Source organism: Amycolatopsis sp. w19 (genome assembly GCF_051373225.1).
Taxonomy (GTDB): domain Bacteria; phylum Actinomycetota; class Actinomycetes; order Mycobacteriales; family Pseudonocardiaceae; genus Amycolatopsis; species Amycolatopsis japonica.
Map to the genome: position 1 here is coordinate 537,541 of NZ_JBPQFM010000001.1, position 16,789 is coordinate 554,329.

Annotated in this window: 16 protein-coding genes; 9 read left to right on the plus strand and 7 right to left on the minus strand. The window is 69.2% G+C overall.

The genetic code is table 11. The features are described 5' to 3' along the window. Positions 1-23 precede the first annotated feature (23 nt). Positions 24-590, plus strand: a complete 567-nt coding sequence (locus ACSMFO_RS02445; protein WP_436456700.1) for a TetR/AcrR family transcriptional regulator — start codon at positions 24-26, stop codon at positions 588-590. Then, positions 580-1,047 (plus strand): hypothetical protein, encoded by a 468-nt coding sequence (locus ACSMFO_RS02450; protein ID WP_436456701.1) that lies wholly within the window; start codon positions 580-582, stop codon positions 1,045-1,047. The genes ACSMFO_RS02445 and ACSMFO_RS02450 overlap by 11 nt, the downstream gene beginning before the upstream one ends. Here the strand turns inward: ACSMFO_RS02450 and ACSMFO_RS02455 are convergent. The 3 genes from ACSMFO_RS02455 to ACSMFO_RS02465 are packed head-to-tail and all read right to left on the minus strand — an operon-like array spanning position 1,022 to position 2,735. Next, on the minus strand, positions 1,022-1,168 hold the full coding sequence (locus ACSMFO_RS02455; RefSeq protein WP_198941625.1) for a hypothetical protein: 147 nt from the start codon (positions 1,166-1,168) through the stop codon (positions 1,022-1,024). The genes ACSMFO_RS02450 and ACSMFO_RS02455 overlap by 26 nt on opposite strands. Next, positions 1,165-2,388, minus strand: coding sequence for a hypothetical protein (locus ACSMFO_RS02460; protein WP_436456702.1), 1,224 nt, complete (start codon positions 2,386-2,388; stop codon positions 1,165-1,167). Before ACSMFO_RS02460 ends, ACSMFO_RS02455 begins: the two co-directional genes overlap by 4 nt. Further along, positions 2,385-2,735, minus strand: coding sequence for a hypothetical protein (locus ACSMFO_RS02465; RefSeq protein WP_436456703.1), 351 nt, complete (start codon positions 2,733-2,735; stop codon positions 2,385-2,387). The genes ACSMFO_RS02460 and ACSMFO_RS02465 overlap by 4 nt, the downstream gene beginning before the upstream one ends. Positions 2,736-2,846: 111 nt before the next feature. Here ACSMFO_RS02465 and ACSMFO_RS02470 point away from each other — a divergent pair, with 111 nt between their 5' ends. From ACSMFO_RS02470 to mptB, 6 genes are all read left to right on the plus strand, one after another. Further along, positions 2,847-4,637 carry a hypothetical protein gene (locus ACSMFO_RS02470; RefSeq protein ID WP_436456704.1) on the plus strand — a complete coding sequence of 597 codons (1,791 nt, stop codon included), beginning with the start codon at positions 2,847-2,849 and terminating at the stop codon, positions 4,635-4,637. A gap of 393 nt (positions 4,638-5,030) precedes the next feature. Continuing rightward, the gene (locus tag ACSMFO_RS02475) at positions 5,031-6,815 is read left to right on the plus strand and encodes an ABC transporter substrate-binding protein (RefSeq protein WP_436457059.1); all 1,785 of its coding nucleotides are present in this window, start codon (positions 5,031-5,033) and stop codon (positions 6,813-6,815) included. Positions 6,816-6,823: 8 nt separating this feature from the next. Beyond that, positions 6,824-7,855: an ABC transporter permease gene (locus ACSMFO_RS02480; RefSeq protein WP_436456706.1), complete on the plus strand. Its 1,032-nt coding sequence runs from the start codon at positions 6,824-6,826 to the stop codon at positions 7,853-7,855. Then, entirely contained in the window at positions 7,852-8,757 is a 906-nt protein-coding gene (locus ACSMFO_RS02485) for an ABC transporter permease (protein ID WP_436456707.1), read from the plus strand. The genes ACSMFO_RS02480 and ACSMFO_RS02485 overlap by 4 nt, the downstream gene beginning before the upstream one ends. Further along, a complete protein-coding gene (nikE, locus tag ACSMFO_RS02490; RefSeq protein WP_436456709.1) occupies positions 8,754-10,424 on the plus strand; it encodes a nickel ABC transporter ATP-binding protein NikE in 1,671 nt (556 codons plus the stop codon). Before ACSMFO_RS02485 ends, nikE begins: the two co-directional genes overlap by 4 nt. A gap of 14 nt (positions 10,425-10,438) precedes the next feature. Next, complete coding sequence (gene mptB / locus ACSMFO_RS02495; RefSeq protein WP_436456710.1) at positions 10,439-12,001, plus strand: polyprenol phosphomannose-dependent alpha 1,6 mannosyltransferase MptB; 1,563 nt, start codon at positions 10,439-10,441, stop codon at positions 11,999-12,001. A gap of 160 nt (positions 12,002-12,161) precedes the next feature. On the opposite strand, the gene ACSMFO_RS02500 is transcribed toward mptB, so the two are convergent. From ACSMFO_RS02500 to ACSMFO_RS02515, 4 genes are read right to left on the minus strand one after another with little or no spacing between them, the layout of a single operon-like run. Continuing rightward, positions 12,162-12,578 (minus strand): TIGR03668 family PPOX class F420-dependent oxidoreductase, encoded by a 417-nt coding sequence (locus ACSMFO_RS02500; RefSeq protein WP_436456712.1) that lies wholly within the window; start codon positions 12,576-12,578, stop codon positions 12,162-12,164. 13 nt (positions 12,579-12,591) lie between these two features. Then, positions 12,592-13,218 (minus strand): class I SAM-dependent methyltransferase, encoded by a 627-nt coding sequence (locus ACSMFO_RS02505; RefSeq protein WP_436456713.1) that lies wholly within the window; start codon positions 13,216-13,218, stop codon positions 12,592-12,594. Positions 13,219-13,266: 48 nt separating this feature from the next. After that, on the minus strand, positions 13,267-14,154 hold the full coding sequence (locus tag ACSMFO_RS02510; RefSeq protein ID WP_436456715.1) for a S66 peptidase family protein: 888 nt from the start codon (positions 14,152-14,154) through the stop codon (positions 13,267-13,269). Next, entirely contained in the window at positions 14,151-16,091 is a 1,941-nt protein-coding gene (locus tag ACSMFO_RS02515) for a S9 family peptidase (RefSeq protein WP_436456716.1), read from the minus strand. Before ACSMFO_RS02515 ends, ACSMFO_RS02510 begins: the two co-directional genes overlap by 4 nt. Positions 16,092-16,212: 121 nt before the next feature. Between ACSMFO_RS02515 and ACSMFO_RS02520 the strand changes: the two genes are divergently transcribed. Continuing rightward, entirely contained in the window at positions 16,213-16,788 is a 576-nt protein-coding gene (locus ACSMFO_RS02520; RefSeq protein ID WP_016334235.1) for a DUF3090 domain-containing protein, read from the plus strand. The last annotated feature ends 1 nt before the right edge of the window (position 16,789 follow it).

Consider the following 16,789-nt stretch of genomic DNA (forward strand, 5'->3'; position numbering starts at 1 on the left):
GTGACGGGAGATACGGTGATCCCATGGCCGCCGAAACCCGGACCCCGCCGAGCGCCTGGATTGACGCGGGGCTGACCGCCCTCGCCGCCGGAGGTCCCGACGCGGTCCGCGTCGAAGTGCTCGCGAAAGCCTTGGGTGTCACCAAAGGCGGCTTCTACGGTCATTTCGCCGATCGGGGCACGCTGCTGCAGGAAATGCTCGCCACCTGGGAACGGATGAGCACCGAGCTGCTGTTCGAAAGCGTCGAGAGCGAAGGCGGTGACGCCAGGGCGAAGATCCGACGCGCGGGGCTGCTCGCCGGCGAGCGTCTGCTGCCGATCGACCTCGCCATCCGGGACTGGGCGCGGCGCGACGCGGCGGTCGCCGACCGGCTCCGGCGGGTCGACAACCAGCGGATGGACTACCTGCGTTCCCTCATGCGCGAGATCTTCACCGACGAGGACGAGGTCGAAGCCCGCTGCCTGCTCGCGTTCTCGCTCCTGATCGGCAAGCATTTCATGGCCGCGGACCACGACGGCCGGTCGCGGGAGGAGGTCACCGAGCTGGCCGGGGCACTGCTTCTGGGCGGCGGACCCGGTCATGGAATTTGAGACGGGGCAACGGCTCCTCGCTTTCCTGCGCGAGCTTCAAGCGGTGGAGGTCGCGGAATCGAGGTGGGAGCTCGGCGGCTCGGGCTGGCATGCCGTCGTGGACGTCGAGCCGCGCCGATGGCTCGGGCTGGCGTTCGAGGCATTGGACCCCGTGACCGGCAAGTGCGCCACCTACGACATCGACACCGACCTCTACGACCTGACGCGGGACGATCAGCGCGAGTTCGCGCAGGAGATCGAGCGCGACATCATCGAGTTCCTCGACAACCTGAGAAAGGGAGCGGTGCTGCGGGGAAACGCCGGGTCGAAGTTCGTGGTCGTCTTTCCCATGGACGGGGCCTACATCCGCGTCGTCCAAGGTCGCTTCATGGGAAGCGCGTCCACGCACCCTGATCTCACCGCGGCGCTGGCCGGCGGTGACTACGTCCCGCTCAGTCGTCTTCATCCTCGGGAGTAGTCGGGACCTGCTTCCGTGCGACGTAGATGAGCAGCCCGATGATCACCACGGGGCCGACGAAGATCAGGATCTCGTCCCAGCCGCCCTGGTGCATCATCACCACCCGCGCCGCGATGCTCATGAGCCGGAGACCAGCGCGATCCCGAGCGCGGTGTAGCCGATCATCAGCGCCAGCATCGGGTACTGGCCCACCTTGACGTAGTTCGCGCGCAGCACGCCGACGGAACGGTCATGTGCCGAGGTTACGGCCAGCACGTGCCCGGCGACGATTCCGGCGATCTGCACCAGCGCGATCACGCCGGTCGACAGGACCGTGTAGTCGATCGCGCGGCCGAGGCCCTGCTGCCCTGAGAACACGGCGAACGAGAAGTAATGCGCGACCGTGTAACCGACCATGATCGGGATCAACGACGGCGCGAACGCGGGATACGGATCGAATCCGCGGCGCAGGTATGGCCTGGTCAGGCTGATCGCGCCCGCGTAGGCGCCGTAGGTGAGCGCGATACAGACCGCGAGACCGGCGGAGCCGCCGAGGACCCCGGCATCGAGCGACGTCCAGAACGGGAGCCGGGTCAGGCCGTCGAACGCCGTCGAGCCGAGCACCACCAGCACCAGCGCGGTCAGCCACGGCGCGGGGGAGATGGTGAGCAGGCCGTCCAGCGGATTCCGGACCACCAGACGTCCGTCGGCACGCCTGCCGAACGGGGAGAGGGCCGCGACCAGGCGCGCGTAGACCTCGAAAGCGTCACCGCGGTCGAACCAGCGCGGACCGAAGACCACACCGAACGCGATGTGTATAACGGCATACACGGTGCCGAAAAGAGCGATCGCGCGCGGCGAATCCGGGTGCGGGAACACCAGTTCCAGCCACAAAAACGCCAAGAGGCCGACGATCGCGGGCAGGTAGCCGAGCCGGTCCGGGAGTTCGCGGTGCCGGGACGGGATGAGCGACGCGACCGTCCTCAGTGGATTCAACCGCCGCCAGACCGGGCCGAACAGGAGCGAAAGCGGAACGAGCCCGACCCAGAACCAGACGTAGAACCAGGCGGGGGCCGGGTTGTCGGCCGAGCTGTCGGGACCGGCCCACGCCATCGCCAGAAACCCGGCGAACAACACCACCCCGAGCGCGCCCGACGCGACCCGCGAGAACGCGCTGTCGATGAACCGTTGCAGGCCAACGGGAAGAGGCCGCCCTGCGTCGGCGCCGCGCAGTTTGGGCTCCTTCCAGAGCGCGGTGAGTGCGAAGAACGAGACCACGACGGCCGCGGCTCCCGCGTAGAGCGCGAGCCAGAGCGGGACCGGCAGGTCGGACCGGCCGCCGAGCCCGTGCGCCAGGATCATCCGCTCACCCGGAGCTTGGTCACCGCCGCGCCGCTCTTGTGCAGTTCCACCTCGAAGATCCCGTCGATGTTCGCGGTGAAGGCGACCGTCCCCGGAGCGCCGGGGGAGAGCTGAGTGGCCTTGTCATAGCCGTGGACGTGGAGTTCGTCCGGCTGGTCGGATGTGACCTCGAGCGCGACGTTCTCGCCGGTGCGCACCGCGACCTCCTCGGGGCCCGCCGTGCGCTTGCCCTCGGTGATCGAGAACTTGACGGTCCGGGTGCCGGTGGCCGGCTCCGGGCCGGTCGTTCCCGAGCAGCCGGTCACGGCCAACAGTGCGGCCACGGTGATCCCGCCGATCCTCCGCATCGAGGTCCCTCCAAGTCGTACGCCCCGGCTTGCCCGGCCGGGACCTTGCGCCTATCGTGTTACCCCAAGGTAACAGTTACTCAGGTTAGCAGGAAGGCGAGAACGGTGTTCATGGCTCAGGAGAGCCCGCCTGCCGGCGGAGCGCAATTCGGGCAGATCGTCATCGCGGGCCTGATGTTCACGGCGGTCTTCCTGCCCTTGGCTCTTTTCGTGCTTCGCGAGCGCGCGGGGAAGCGGACGGTCTTCGGTCGCGTGGCGGACTGGATGGCCGGGCTCACCGGTCTGCCGCGCTGGGCGGCACTGCCGATGTTCGTCGCCTTCCTGTCCGGGATGTCGGCACTGATCGGCGTCTACTGGGACGTGCCGATCCACATGGAGCTCGGCCGCGACGAAGGCCCGCTCGCGAACCCGTCGCACTATCCGATCTACTTCGGACTGATGGGCATCTTCGCCAGTGGCGTGCTCAGCGCGACCCTGGCCACGAAGGATCTGCCCAAGCGCACGTTCAAGATCGGCCCGCACTGGCGGGCGCCGATGGGGTCCATCCAGATGATGGCGACCGGGCTGGTCGGCATCGCGGGCTTCCCGCTCGACGACGTCTGGCACCGTCTGTTCGGCCAGGACGTCACCGAATGGGGGCCGACGCACGTCCTGATGATCGGCGGCGGCGTGTGCGTCGTGCTGGGCCTGCAACTGCTGCTCGGCGAGGCGCGCCAGGTCGGTGCGACCGGACCGGTCGTGCGCCTGCTCGGCCCCGTCCTCGCCGGTGCCTGGATGATGGGCGCTTCGGCGTTCCTCATGGAGTTCGATCTCGGCGTCCCGCAGTTCCCGATGCTGTCGCAGGTCGTGCTCGTCGGCCTGATCGGCGCCTGGACGCTGACCTACGGCCGGCTGTCCTGGGGTCCCGGCGGCGCGCTGATCGTCCTCGCGGTCTTCCTCGCCTCCCGCGCTTCGTTCGCCGTCATCCCGCTGTTCGCCGACCTGCACGTGGCGTCGCTGCTGCCGTACGTCGCCGAAGCGGTGATCATCGAGGTCGTCGCCTTCGCGATGCGGAACCGGCAGGGTTACCCGTTCGCCGCCGTCGCCGGTCTGCTCGTGGGGACGGCCGGGATGCTCGCCGAGGCGGCGTTCACCCATTGGCTGATGCCGAATCCCTGGCCCACGGCACATCTGCCGCTGTTCGTCCTGTTCGGGACCGGCGCGGCGCTCGCGGGCGCGTTCATCGGGGTCTGGCAGTACCAGCGAGTGGAGGAGACGGCGACGCGGGTGCCCGTGGCCGGCCCCCGGCACTCGGTCGGGCTCGTCGGCGCGCTGGGTGCGGTCGCGCTGATGTCAGCGGTCGCCGTCCCGGCCGATCCGGAACCGGGGTTCACTGCGGACGTCCGGCTGACCGAGGCCGCGACCGGGCTGCCGATCTCGAACCCGCACGGCGGCGGCACGCCTCGTTGGGTCGACGCGACCGTCACGCTCTCGCGGCCCGACCTGGCCGACGACGCCGTGTGGCTGAACGGTTTCGCTTGGCAGGGTGGCGATTTCTTCACCGCGCCGCTGGAGAAGATCGGCGACGGGGTGTACCGCACGGCCCAGCCGCTGCCGGTGTTCGGCCAGTGGAAGACCGGGATCCGCGTGCACGTCCCGAACCGGGTGATGGGGCTCGCCCCGATCTACGCGCCCGCCGACCCGGCCGCGAACGCGCCGTCGATCGACGCGACGTCCGGCACGCGTCCGTTCATGTCGGAGATCGAGTTCCTGCAACGGGAGCGGAAGTCGGAGACACCCGCGGTGCTGTGGACGGTCGCGTACGTGACCGTCGGGCTCATCTTCGCCGGGATGTGGGCGCTGTTCGCGTGGCTCTACGCGGCCGCGGCCACCGCGCGGCGGCGTGAGGTCTCCGTCGGCTGACGTCCCCGCGTTTCGTCCTCTGAACGCGGTACTTGCGCGTGCAACGACCGCATCCAGAGGACGAAACGCTTTGCTCGCACTTCGTCGCACGTATCGATTGGGCATCATCGCGCGCAAGACTTCTGCAAGCCCGCTTCCCTTGAATACCCAGGACACTGCACGTGTCGCCGTTTCACGCGCCGAAATGGTGACGCACCGCAATGTCGGCAAGACGTAAAGTAGCTGTCGACCACGCGACGACATCCGCCGTGCACGATCGGTATTGGCGAGTCATTGCGCGGTTACCGCGACATGTGGTTACTTTTCCGCCTTGGGGGTTGGGTTACAGCGAGTTTCGATGGGGTGGTCTTCGTGCGCACAGAGCGTTTTCCGAGGCGACGGCGTGGTCTTCGCGTGGTCGCCGTCCTCGCCGCTTCGGCGGTCGCGACGGTGCCTTTCGTGCCCGCCGCGGCGGCACAGCAGCAGGGCAAGGTTCTCCGGGTGGCGCTCACGACCGGCATCGACCACCTGAACCCCTTCACCGCCCAGCTGGCGGCGTCGACCCAGGTCGGCCGGTTCAACTACGAGTTCCTGACCCTGCCTTCGGCCGAGGACACCCAGCCCACGGGCGGGATCGCGGAGTCGTGGAAGACGTCGGACGACAAGCTCACGTGGACCTTCGTCATCCGTCAGGGGATGAAGTGGTCCGACGGCAAGCCGATCACCGCGCAGGACCCCGCGTACACCTTCCAGCGGATGCTCGACGATGAGAACGCCCGCACCGCGAACGGCAGCTACGTCACCAACTTCGCCTCGGTGTCGGCGCCGGACGACAAGACGCTCGTCATCAAGACCAAGGCCCCGCAGTCGAGCATGACCTCGCTCGACGTACCGATCGTGCCCAAGCACATCTGGGAGCCGATCAAGGATCTCAACGCCCCGTCGACCGACGACATGGCCGTGGTCGGCGTCGGCAGCGGGCCGTACCTGCTGACCGAGTACAAGAAGAACGAGTTCGTGAAGTTCAAGGCGAACAAGGACTACTGGCGCGGCGCGCCCAAGGTCGACGAACTGCAGCTGCTGCAGTTCAAGGACGCCGAGGCCGCGGTCAACGCGTTGAAGCAGGGCGAGGTCGACGTCATCAACCGCCTCACGCCGACGCAGTTCGACGCGCTCAAGGGCGAGAAGAACATCACCACGAACAAGGCGCCGGGCCGCCGGTACAACGAGCTCATCATCAACTTCGGCGTCAAGAACGTGCTCGACCAGCCGATCGGTGACGGGAACCCGATCCTGAAGGATCTCCGCGTCCGCAAGGCGATCGCGCAGGCCGTCGACACCAACACCATCGTCGAAAAGGTGATGAACGGCTACGGCCAGGCCGGGACCGGCGTCGTGCCGGCGATCTACAAGGCCTACACCTGGACCCCGTCCGACGCCGAGAAGACCAAGTTCGACATCGCGGCCGCGAACGCCACGCTCGACCAGGCCGGCTACGCCAAGGGAGCGGACGGCATCCGCGTCGCCCCCGGCGGCGCGAAGCTGGAGTTCCGCCTCGCTGGGCACGCGAACCGGCCGTTCGACCAGCGTGTCGCGCAGTTCGTCACCGGCTGGCTCAAGGACGCCGGCATCGGCGTCAAGCAGGAACTCGTCTCCGACGACGAACTGGACGACCGCACCACGGCGGGCAACTACGACCTCGCGATCTCCGGCTACGGCACCTCGCCCGACCCGGATTACGCGCTGAGCCTGAACACCTGTGCCGGCCGCCCGAACGCGGAGGGCAACGGCGGCAGCTCGGCGACGTTCTTCTGCGACCCGCGCTACGAAGACCTGTACAAGAAGCAGCTGACCGAGTTCGACCCGGCCAAGCGCGCCGAGCTCGTCAAGCAGGCGCAGGCCGTGCTGGCGGGCGAGTACGTCGACGTCGTCCTGGACTACGACAACGTGCTCGAGGCCTACCGCTCGGACAAGTTCTCCTCGTTCACCAAGCAGCCGCAGCCCGACGGCGCGATCCTCGAGCAGTCCGGCTACTGGGGCGTCTACGGCGCCACCCCGGCCGACGCGGCCACTGCCGGCTCTGAGGAGAGCAGCAACACCGGATTGTGGATCGGCATCGGCGCGGTCGTGCTCGTGGTGCTCGTCGGCGGCGGTGTGCTGCTCGGGCGGCGCGGCAAGTCGGCCGAGGACCGGGAGTAAGAGCAGCGTTGACCGAAGCACTCAGTTCCCTCGACCAGTCCTCGGCGCTCGTCGATCCCGACGAGCGCCGGAGCGGGACCGGCACGGCCCGGTTCGTGCTCTCCAAGATCGGCGGCGCGCTGGCGAGTCTCGCCCTCGTCGTCGTGCTGGGGTTCTTCCTGTTCCGGACGCTGCCCGGTGATCCCGTGCGGTTCATGGTCCGCGACCGGCCGACCGACCCGAAGATGATGGCGGAGCTGCGCGCGCAGATGGGCGTGGACAAGCCTCTGCTGCAACAGTTCTGGGATTACGTCGTCGGCCTGCTCCAGGGCGACATGGGCGTCTCGTACCTGCAGCGGCGCCCCGTCTTCGACATGATCGGCGAGCGGTTGTGGCCGACGATCCTGCTCGTCGGCAGCGCGACGGTGCTCGCGGTCGCGCTCGGCCTGTGGCTCGGCATCCGCGCGGGCTGGCGCCGGGGGAGCGGGTTCGACAAGGCGCAGACCGGGATCGCGCTGACCCTGTGGTCGGTTCCGCAGTTCTGGCTCGGGCTCATGCTGCTCGTGGCGACCGACGGGCTCTTTCCCAGCCGGGGCATGCATTCCCCGGACGTCGCGCCCGGCTTCTTCAGCGAGGGGCTCGACGTCCTCCATCATCTGGTGCTGCCGTGCGTGACCCTGCTGGTGGTGTTCTACGCGCAGTACATGCTGGTCATGCGGTCGTCGCTGATCGGCGAGATGAACTCGGACTACCTCACCACCGCCAGGGCCAAGGGCCTGCGCGACGACCTGGTGCGCAAGCGGCACGCCGTGCCCAACGCCCTGCTGCCGACGGTGACGCTGGTCTTCATGCAGTTCGGCATGGTCGTCTCGGGCGCGGTCTCGGTCGAGGCCGTGTTCAGCTGGCCGGGGCTCGGGCAATTGCTCTACGAAGCGCTCCGCGGACCTGATCTGCCTGTCCTGCAAGGAGTCTTCGTCACCCTCGCCGGTGCGGTGGTGCTGATGAACCTGCTCGCGGAGTTGCTCTACCGCGTGCTCGACCCCAGGGTGCGGACGGCATGACCACAGCGGAAAAACCCGGTTCGATCGTCTGGCGCCGCCGCCGCGAGGCCGTGGCGAAGCGCTGGCACGAGTTCACGACGAACAAGGCGGGCGTCTTCGGGCTGGCCTTCCTCGGCATCCTCACCGCGCTGGCCATCCTCGCGCCGGTGATCTCGGACGAGTCCGGCCTCGACGTCACCAAGGCCCACGGCGGTTCGCTGAACCCGCCCAGCGGGGAATTCTGGCTGGGCACCGACATCGACGGCCGTTCGGTGCTGCTGATGACGTTCTGGGGTGCGCGGATCTCGCTGCTCGTCGGGTTCTCGGCGGCTTTCCTCTCGGTGCTGATCGGTACGATCATCGGGATCGCCGCCGCGCATTTCGGTGGCTGGCTGTCCGGGTTGCTGCTGCGGTTCACGGACTTCTTCCTGGTACTGCCGTCGCTCGTCCTCGCCGTGGCACTGGCGTCGGTGCTGGAACAGGGCGCGATGACGGTGATCGTCGCCATCGGTGTCACCGCCTGGCCGAGCACCGCCCGGCTGGTCCGCGCGCAGACACTGACGATCGAAGGCCGTCCGTACATCGAGCGCGCGAAGGCGCTCGGCGGCGGTCACCTGCACATCGTCGGCAAGCACGTGCTGCCCGGCGTCATGCCGCTCGTGCTGGCCAACACCACGCTCGTCGTGGGCAACGCGGTCATCGCGGACGCGACGCTGGCGTTTCTCGGTGTCGGCAATCCGAACACCGTCTCCTGGGGAGCCATGCTGCAGACCGCGCTGAACAACGGCGCGATCAGCAAGGGCGCCTGGTGGAACCTGCTGCCGCCGGGACTCGCGATCGTCGTGGTCGTCCTCGCCTTCACCCTCGTCGGACGCGCGCTGGAGACCGTGCTGAACCCGCGCCTGAAGGGACAGCACTCATGAGCCCCTTGCTGGAACTGAAGAACCTCGGCGTCACCTACGCCACCGGGAGCGGCGAGGTCGCCGCCGTCCGCGGCGTCGACCTCGTGCTCGAACCCGGCGACACCCTCGGCGTCGCCGGGGAGTCGGGGTCGGGGAAGTCGACGGTCGCGATGAGCGTGCTGCGGCTGCTCCCGCGTTCGGCGAAGGTCAGCGGCGAGATCCTGCTGGACGGCGAAGACGTCGCGGCGATGAAGTGGGGCAGGCTGCGCGCGGTGCGCTGGGCCGCGGCCTCGGTCGTGTTCCAGGGCGCGATGCACGCGCTCAACCCGGTGCGGAAGATCGGCGAGCAGATCGCGGAGCCGATCCGGCTGCACCCGCCCGGCGGCGAGGCGCTGTCGGACGGTGAGATTCAGGCCAAGGTCAAGGAACTGCTCGAACAGGTCGACCTGCCGCCCGGCCGGGCCGGGGCGTACCCGCACGAACTGTCCGGTGGGCAGAAGCAGCGCGTCATGATCGCGATGGCGCTGGCCTGCTCGCCGCGGCTGATCATCGCGGACGAGCCGACGACCGCGCTCGACGTCGTCGTCCAGGCCCAGGTGCTCGACCTGCTGGGCAGGCTGGTCGCCGAACAGGGGATCGGGCTGATCATGATCAGTCACGACCTGTCGGTGCTCGCCGCGACCTGCCGCCGGATCGCGGTGATGTACGACGGCGAGATCGTCGAGGAGCGGCCGAGCGCCGAGTTGATGAGCGCGCCGCACCACGAGCACAGCAAGGCGCTGGCGGCCGCGTTCCCGACCGTCGGCGATCCGGCGTCGCGGTTCGCGCCCGCGACCAGTACACCGCTGCCGCCCGAACCGGAACGCAGCGCCGACCAGCCCGCCCTGCTGGAGGCCGAAGACCTGCGCGTCAGCTTCCGCGATCGCAGCGGCAAGCGCATCGACGCCGTCGCCGGGGTGAGCCTGCAGGTGCGGAAGGACGAGATCGTCGCGCTCGTCGGCCAGTCCGGCTCCGGCAAGACGACGCTGGCCCGGACGCTGCTCGGGCTGCAGAAGCCCGATTCCGGAACGGTGCGCTACGACGGCAAACCGGTCCCGCTCGGCGGCGCCGGGCTCAAGGCGTACCGGCGGCAGGTCCAGCTCGTGCTGCAGGACCCGACGAGCGCGCTGAACCCGAACCACACGGTGTACGAGGCCGTCGCGGAAGGCCCGCGCATCCACGGAATGGGCGCGAACGAGCACGAGATCGTCGTCAAGGCGCTGGAAGCGGCCGAACTGCGGCCCGCGGAGAAGTTCCTCGACCGGCTCCCGCACGAGCTGTCCGGCGGGCAGCGGCAGCGGGTCGTCATCGCGGGCGCGCTCGCGCTGGACCCCGGCGTGATCGTGGCTGACGAGCCGGTGGCGTCACTCGACGCGTCGGTGCGAGGGGAGATCCTCGCGCTGTTGCTGCGCCTGCGGCGTGAACTCGGCCTCGCCGGGCTCGTGATCACCCACGACCTCGGGCTGGCCTGGAACATCGCCGACCGGGCCGCCGTGATGTACCGAGGAGAGCTGGTGGAGGTCGGCACGGTGGAGGAGGTCCTGCTGGACCCGAAGCACGACTACACGAAGTCGCTGCTCGCCGCGTTGCCCGGTGGAACCGCGCGGGAAACCCCCATTGCCGCGCACTCGCACAGGCGCGGTGTGTAACCTCCAATCTCGAAATGGCGACCACGACAGACCCCCAGCAGACGCCCTCGGCCGGTTCCCTCGGCGAGCGGCTACGGGTGCCTTCCCGGTTCCCGTACCGCACCATCGCGATGGGGACCATCGGCAGCACGCTGCTGATGCTGGCGGCGCTCGGCGCCGGTGGCATCCTCATTCGTGACCCGATCCTGGGGCACGGGCCACTGTCGTGGATCCGCTACGGCCACGGCCGCATCCTCGCCAACACGATGCTGTACACGGGCTTCGCGCTGATCATCTGGGCGTGGGTCCGGCTGGGCCGCTACGCGCTCGCCGGCCGGATCGGCAGCCGCCCGATCGTCATCGCCGCCGCCTGCTGGATGGCGCCGCTGCTGGTGTCGCCGCCGCTGTTCACCCGAGACGTCTTCTCGTACCTCGCGCAGGGCGCGCAGCTGCTCAATGGTCTCGACCCGTACGCCAACGGCCCGGCCGAGCTGGCCGTGCTGCCGGACGTCGTGCAGAACGTCCACCCGCTGTGGCAGACCACGCCCGCGCCGTACGGCCCGCTGTTCCTGCTGGTCGCCAAGGGGATCGTCTCGGTCACCGGCAACGACATGATCGCCGGTGTCATCGCGACCCGGCTGGTGCTGATGATCGGCCTGGCCGGGATGCTGTGGTCGCTGCCGCGGCTGGTCAAGCACCTCGGCGGCAAACTGCCGATCACCCTGTGGCTCGCCATCGCCAGCCCGATGACGGTGATCCACCTCGTCGGCGGTCCGCACAACGACCTGCTGATGCTGGGCTTCCTCACCGTGGGCGTGCTGGCCGCGCTGGAGCGCAAGCACGTCGTCGCGATCGTCCTGGTCACCATCGGCATGCTGATCAAGCCGACCGCGGCGTGGGCGCTGCCGTTCCTGGTCTGGGTGTGGGCGAACCACCTGCCCGGCGACCGGAAGGTGGTCAACTTCTTCCGCGCGGGCGCCGCGTCGGTCGGGATCTTCCTGCCGGTGTTCGTCGCGGGCACCTGGCTCTCGCTCGGCTCGGTCAACCTGGGCTGGCTGACCGGCCTCAAGGCGCCGACGCTGATCGCGAACTGGATGAACTTCCCGACCGGGATCGGCGAGATCTTCTACTCGCTGGTGAACCTGGTGATCGACGTCGAGGTCTCGCCGTTCGTCACGGTGTTCCGGGCGATCGCGATGGTCGGCCTGTTCGTCTTCGCCGGCTGGCAGTGGTGGCTGGCGCGCGACGGCGGTTACCCGGCGATCCACCGGATGGCGATCGTCCTGCTGGCGGGTGCGATCGTCCCGCCGCCCTCGCTGCCGTGGTACCTGACCTGGGGTTTCGTGGTCCTGTCGGCCTTCGAATGGCGTCGCCGGAACCTGGCGGTCGTCGTCGCGGTTTCGGTGTTCGTGACGCTGGTCTACTACCCGACGGGGGAGCAGGCGCTGTACGACTGGTGGTTCATGGCCGGTGTCGTCGCGGCGAGCGTGTACGCAGCCGCTTCGCTGCTTCGGCCGGATCCGCTGGGGATCATCGCGGCCTGGCGGGGGAAGCCGGTGGAGCAGTTCCTGCCGGCCGAGGCTCCTCGGTCGTCCTGATTTTTGGTACATGAAGGCCCCCTTCCTTGCGCTAGACGCAAGGAAGGGGGCCTTCATGTACTGAGGCAAGGATTTTCGCTGCGGCCACCAAAGTGTATAACGACCTATACGGCGTGGCGAAGGCCGTGTTGCCGTAAAGCGGCAACACGGCCAAAAAAGCTCAGGAAGAGCGCCATCCGCTCCAGGAGTGGACGAGCGTGGTGACCACGGCGTGCGGAGCAGGCTGCGCTTCGTACTGCGGGTACTTCTCCCGCAGCAGCCGCACCGACAGGGCCTGCTCGTCGGGATCCGTCAGCACCCGGGCGACGCCGTCCGCCCGGGCCCACCACAGCTCGGCCCAGTCCTCGTCGTAGCGGTCGGTCAGGAAACTGACGGCGGGGTTCTCCGCGATGTTCTTCAGCCGCCGCAACGCCGTCGTGCTCTTCGGCTTGTGATCGATCGCGAAGGCCACCGAGTCACCTTCGACGACGAACGTCACCGGCACGAGATGGGGGACGCCGTCCGCGCCGGCCGTCGCCAGTCGCGCGATCCGCTCGCCTTCGAACCGTGACCGGCCTTCGGCAGGCGTCATCCGCATGCCATGACGGTACCTAGCCCGAGCGGCGCACGCGGAGCACGTTGTCCGACCGCGTTCCGTGCTGTCCCTCCGGACCGGGGAAGTCGTGCGTGATCAGGTCCTGCCGCTCCACGGTCCATTCGCCGTCGGCCAGGGCCAGCGCTTCGAGGACCTCGGCGGTCGTCGGGAAATGGACGTCCTTGTGCGGCGGTTCGTCCATCCACGTCGGCCAGCCCGCGTGGCCGGCGACCACGAGGGTGCCACCCGGCGCGACGGCCTCGGCGGCACGGCGGAGCGCCTTGTCCCGCTCGCCGTCCTCCGCGACGGGCGAGTGGAAGAACTGGGCGGAGACGAGGTCGAAACGGCCTTCCGGGAACGATTTCGCCAGGTCGTGGCGCTCCCAGGTGATGCCCTCGGCGCCGGCCTCGGCCGCGTGGGCGGCGGCGCGTTCGAGTGCGACGTCGGAGATGTCGACGGCGGTGACGCGCCAGCCCTGCTGGGTGAGCCAGATGGCGTCACCGCCCTCGCCGCAGCCGAGGTCGAGCGCGGTGCCCGGCGTGAGGGCGGCGACCTCGTTCACCAGGATCGGGTTCGCCTTCCCGCTCCAGACCTGGTCCTTGTCCCGGTAGAAGTCTTCCCAGAACTGCTGTGTCGAATCCATGACCGCAAGATGCCCGCGGTCCGACCGGCTTCGCAAGTTCCGTTGCCGTTATGGCAAAACTTGGAGCGTTCCGGCGTCGGCGTCGAGGGTTGCCCGCGGTCCGAGGGGGATGGTCGGCGACGCCGGAACGTGTCCGACGCCGAAGTCCCACGCGATGGGCACGCCGAGCGGTCCGAGCCGGTCGAGCATCAGGGCGCGGATCTCCTCGGGATCGCCGCAGGACTTCCACGAACCGAGCACGAAGCTCCGGACACCGTCGAGCCAGCCGGAACGCAGCAGCTGGGTGAGCATCCGGTCGATCCGGTAGAGGCTCTCGGTGACGTCCTCCAGCAGCACGATCGACTCACACGCCGAGCCCTGTTCCGGTGCGCCGAGACCGGCCGTCAGCAGGGCGAGGTTGCCGCCGATGAGCGTCCCGGTCGCAGTGCCCGGCATCAGCGGTGACGACGTCGGCGAGGTGATCAGCCGCACGCTTTCCGGCTCGAACAGCGAAAGCCGCAGGTGTTCGGCGGCCACCGCGTCGAACAGGGTGGTCGCGGGCATGGGGGAGAACAGCGTCTCCAGTCCCAAGTGGACGTTCACCGCCCGGTGCAGCGCGGTGACGTCGCTCGACCCGGCGAACATCTTGGGTCCGGCCGCCTTCAGCGCCGCCCAGTCGATCAGGTCGAGCATGCGTTGCGAGCCGTAGCCGCCGCGGGCGGCGAGGACGCAGGTCACTCCCGGGTCCAGCCAGGCCCGGGTGAACTCGGCGGCCCGGGCTTCGTCGGAAGCAGACAGGTAACCGGCGGAGGTCGCGCGGACGCATTCGCCGACGTGGACCTCGACGCCCCAGCCGCGGAGCACCGGCAGCGCCTTCTCGACGAGGTCCGGCGGGACCGGGCCCGCCGGGGCGACCAAGGCGATCGTGTCGCCCGGTCGCGTCTTCGGTGGCCTCACCGGCTCAGCCGGAGCTTCGGCACGCCGGGTGTCTCGAAGCCGAAGACCTGACCGTAGAACGACAACTCCGCTTCGAGCGCGGCCACGATCGTCTCCGCCTTCCGGAACCCGTGCTGCTCGCCCTCGAACCGCAGGTACGCGTGCTCGATGCCGCGTCCGGCCAGCCCGGCGACGAAGCGGTCCGCCTGCTCGGGTGGGCAGATCTCGTCCTCCAGCCCCTGCAGGAACAGCAGGGGACCGGCGAGAGTGCCCGCGTTGTTGATCGGTGACCGGTCGCGGTAGCGCTGCTCGGTCTCCGGCAGCGGCCCGATCAACCTGTCGAGGTAGCGAGACTCGAAGTCGTGTGTTTCGCCGCCGTCGCCGGTCCACTGGGTGAGGTCGAGGATCGGATACATGACGGTGCCCGCGCGATAGGTCGTCGTGGTGGTCAAGGACGCGGCGGAGGTGTAGCCGCCCGCGCTGCCGCCGCGGATCGCGAGCCTGTCGCCGTCGACGGTGCCTTCGGCGGCGAGGGCTTCGGCGACGGTGACACAGTCGGCGACGTCGACGACGCCCCACTGCTCCCGCAGCCGTTCGCGGTAGGCGCGCCCGTAGCCGGTCGAGCCGCCGTAGTTCACCGTGACGACGGCGATCCCGCGGCTGGTGAAGTAGGCGATCTCGTGATCGAGCACCGCGCTGTCCCGGCCGGTGGGACCGCCGTGCGGATACACGAACAGCGGTGGCAGTTCCCCGTCCGGTGCGGCGAAGTCGGGGTTCGCGGGGAGGTAGAGGAAGGCAGGGATCCGGTCGCCGTCGTCGGTCTTGAAGATCCGCTCGACGGGCGTCGACAGGTAAGCGGGCGAAGGCGGTTCGGGTGCCGAAGCGAGTTCGGTCACCGTCCCACCGGCGAGATCGACTTTCACGACGGCGGCTTCGCGCTTCGGGCCCGCCGCGACGCCGACGACGCAGCCTTCGTGGACGGCCAAACCGTTGGTGGACCACGCGGTCAGGTCGGCGGCGGCCGCCACCGGGGTCAGTTCCCGCGTCGCCTCGTCGAGGACGGCGAGCCTGCCCGAGGCGATGACGGCGAAGCGGCCGTCTCCGAGCGGCGTGAACCAGCGGGCGCCGAGTTTCCACTGCGCACCGCCGATCTCCTGTTCGGCCGGGGCCAGGTTCGTGATGCCGCCGTCGAGTCCGACCCGGTGCAGGTTCCACCAGCCGTGCGGGTCGAGCAGGGCCAGCAGGCTGTCCGCCGACTCCCAGTCGACCTGGCAGACGGAGACGTCGGCCGCGCCGGCGAGCACGCTGTGCGGCCCGAAGGTCCCGTCTTCGCGGAGTTCGGCGACGCACAGTTCGGTGCCGTCCCAAGGCATCGCGGGGTGGTTCCAGCCGAGCCACGCCGCATGCTTCCCGTCGGGCGAGAGCTGCGGCGCGGTGAGGAAGTGATGGCTGGCGGTCAGCACGCGTTCCGGGCCGCCGTCGAGGGGCACCGCGATGAGGTCGCGGGCGATGTCGACGCGCCGGGGTCCGGTGCTGCGTTCGCGGACGAGCCACACTTCGCCGGGCCGGCCGGGCCGGAGGTCGCTGTAGCGGATCTGGTGCCGCGTCGCCGGTTCCGGGGTCAGTGGCGTCGTCTCGCCGGTGGTCAGGTCGCGACGGTAGACGCGCTGATCCGTCCAGTGGGTGAAGACGAGGACGTCGCCGAGGACGAGCCAGGGACGGCCGCCGTATTCGTGGACCCGGTTCCGGACGTTCCAGGGAGCGGGAAGGACGTCTTCGACCGTGCCGTCGGCGCGGGACCGCACGAGGGTCACGCGGCCGCCTTCACCTGTTCTCGCTTCGGCCCACCAGACCTCGTTTCCCGCCGTTCCGAGCCATTGCGCGCTGACTCCCGAGGCCGCGACGTCGGCGGCCGACAGGGGAGACGTCCAGGTGCCGTAAGGGGCGATCTCAACCACAGGGGAAGCCTAGGTTCGGCCCTTTGCCTATGACGGCTCGGGGCGCAGCGGTTTCGCCCTTGGCTGAACCGTGGGGCGGCGGATGCCGATCATGGGGCCGTGGCCTAGGGTCAAAGGTGCCATGTCTCGCGTAATCCACGTCTTCCGCCAGCCCGACCGGTTCGTCGCAGGAACCGTCGGTGAGCCCGGCGACCGCACGTTCTACCTCCAGGCGTCCGAGGACGTCCGCACGATCAGTGTGACGATCGAAAAACAGCAGGTCGTGGTCTTGGCCGAGAGGCTCAGCTCGCTGCTGGAAGAGGTCGCCAGCCGGTTCGGCGCGGACGTACCGGACGACGCGCCCGACGAGCTCCTCGACGTCGACCCCCTGACCGTCCCGGTCGAGGAGGAGTTCCGCGTCGGCACGATGGGGCTCGGCTGGGACGCCGACAGCAGCGCCGTCGTCATCGAACTGCTCGCCATGACGGAAGGCGAGGTGGACGAAACGGTCGTTCTGGACGACACCGAAGAGGGGCCGGACGCCGTCCGCGTCTTCCTGACCCCCGGCGCGGCGCGCGCCTTCGCGGAACGGGCGGACCGGGTGGTCAACGCCGGGCGCAAACCGTGCCCGCTGTGCGCGGAACCGCTCGACCCGGCGGGCCACATCTGCCCGCGCCAGAACGGGTACCGGCGCGACGTCGACGTCCTCGAGGACTGAC

Coding starts and splice junctions, on each gene's coding strand:
- ACSMFO_RS02445 (WP_436456700.1), top strand. CDS start 24: ATGGCCGCCGAAACCCGGACCCCGCCGAGCGCCTGGATTGACGCGGGG.
- ACSMFO_RS02450 (WP_436456701.1), top strand. CDS start 580: ATGGAATTTGAGACGGGGCAACGGCTCCTCGCTTTCCTGCGCGAGCTT.
- ACSMFO_RS02455 (WP_198941625.1), bottom strand. CDS start 1,168: ATGAGCATCGCGGCGCGGGTGGTGATGATGCACCAGGGCGGCTGGGAC.
- ACSMFO_RS02460 (WP_436456702.1), bottom strand. CDS start 2,388: ATGATCCTGGCGCACGGGCTCGGCGGCCGGTCCGACCTGCCGGTCCCG.
- ACSMFO_RS02465 (WP_436456703.1), bottom strand. CDS start 2,735: ATGCGGAGGATCGGCGGGATCACCGTGGCCGCACTGTTGGCCGTGACC.
- ACSMFO_RS02470 (WP_436456704.1), top strand. CDS start 2,847: ATGGCTCAGGAGAGCCCGCCTGCCGGCGGAGCGCAATTCGGGCAGATC.
- ACSMFO_RS02485 (WP_436456707.1), top strand. CDS start 7,852: ATGACCACAGCGGAAAAACCCGGTTCGATCGTCTGGCGCCGCCGCCGC.
- nikE (WP_436456709.1), top strand. CDS start 8,754: ATGAGCCCCTTGCTGGAACTGAAGAACCTCGGCGTCACCTACGCCACC.
- mptB (WP_436456710.1), top strand. CDS start 10,439: ATGGCGACCACGACAGACCCCCAGCAGACGCCCTCGGCCGGTTCCCTC.
- ACSMFO_RS02500 (WP_436456712.1), bottom strand. CDS start 12,578: ATGCGGATGACGCCTGCCGAAGGCCGGTCACGGTTCGAAGGCGAGCGG.
- ACSMFO_RS02505 (WP_436456713.1), bottom strand. CDS start 13,218: ATGGATTCGACACAGCAGTTCTGGGAAGACTTCTACCGGGACAAGGAC.
- ACSMFO_RS02520 (WP_016334235.1), top strand. CDS start 16,213: ATGTCTCGCGTAATCCACGTCTTCCGCCAGCCCGACCGGTTCGTCGCA.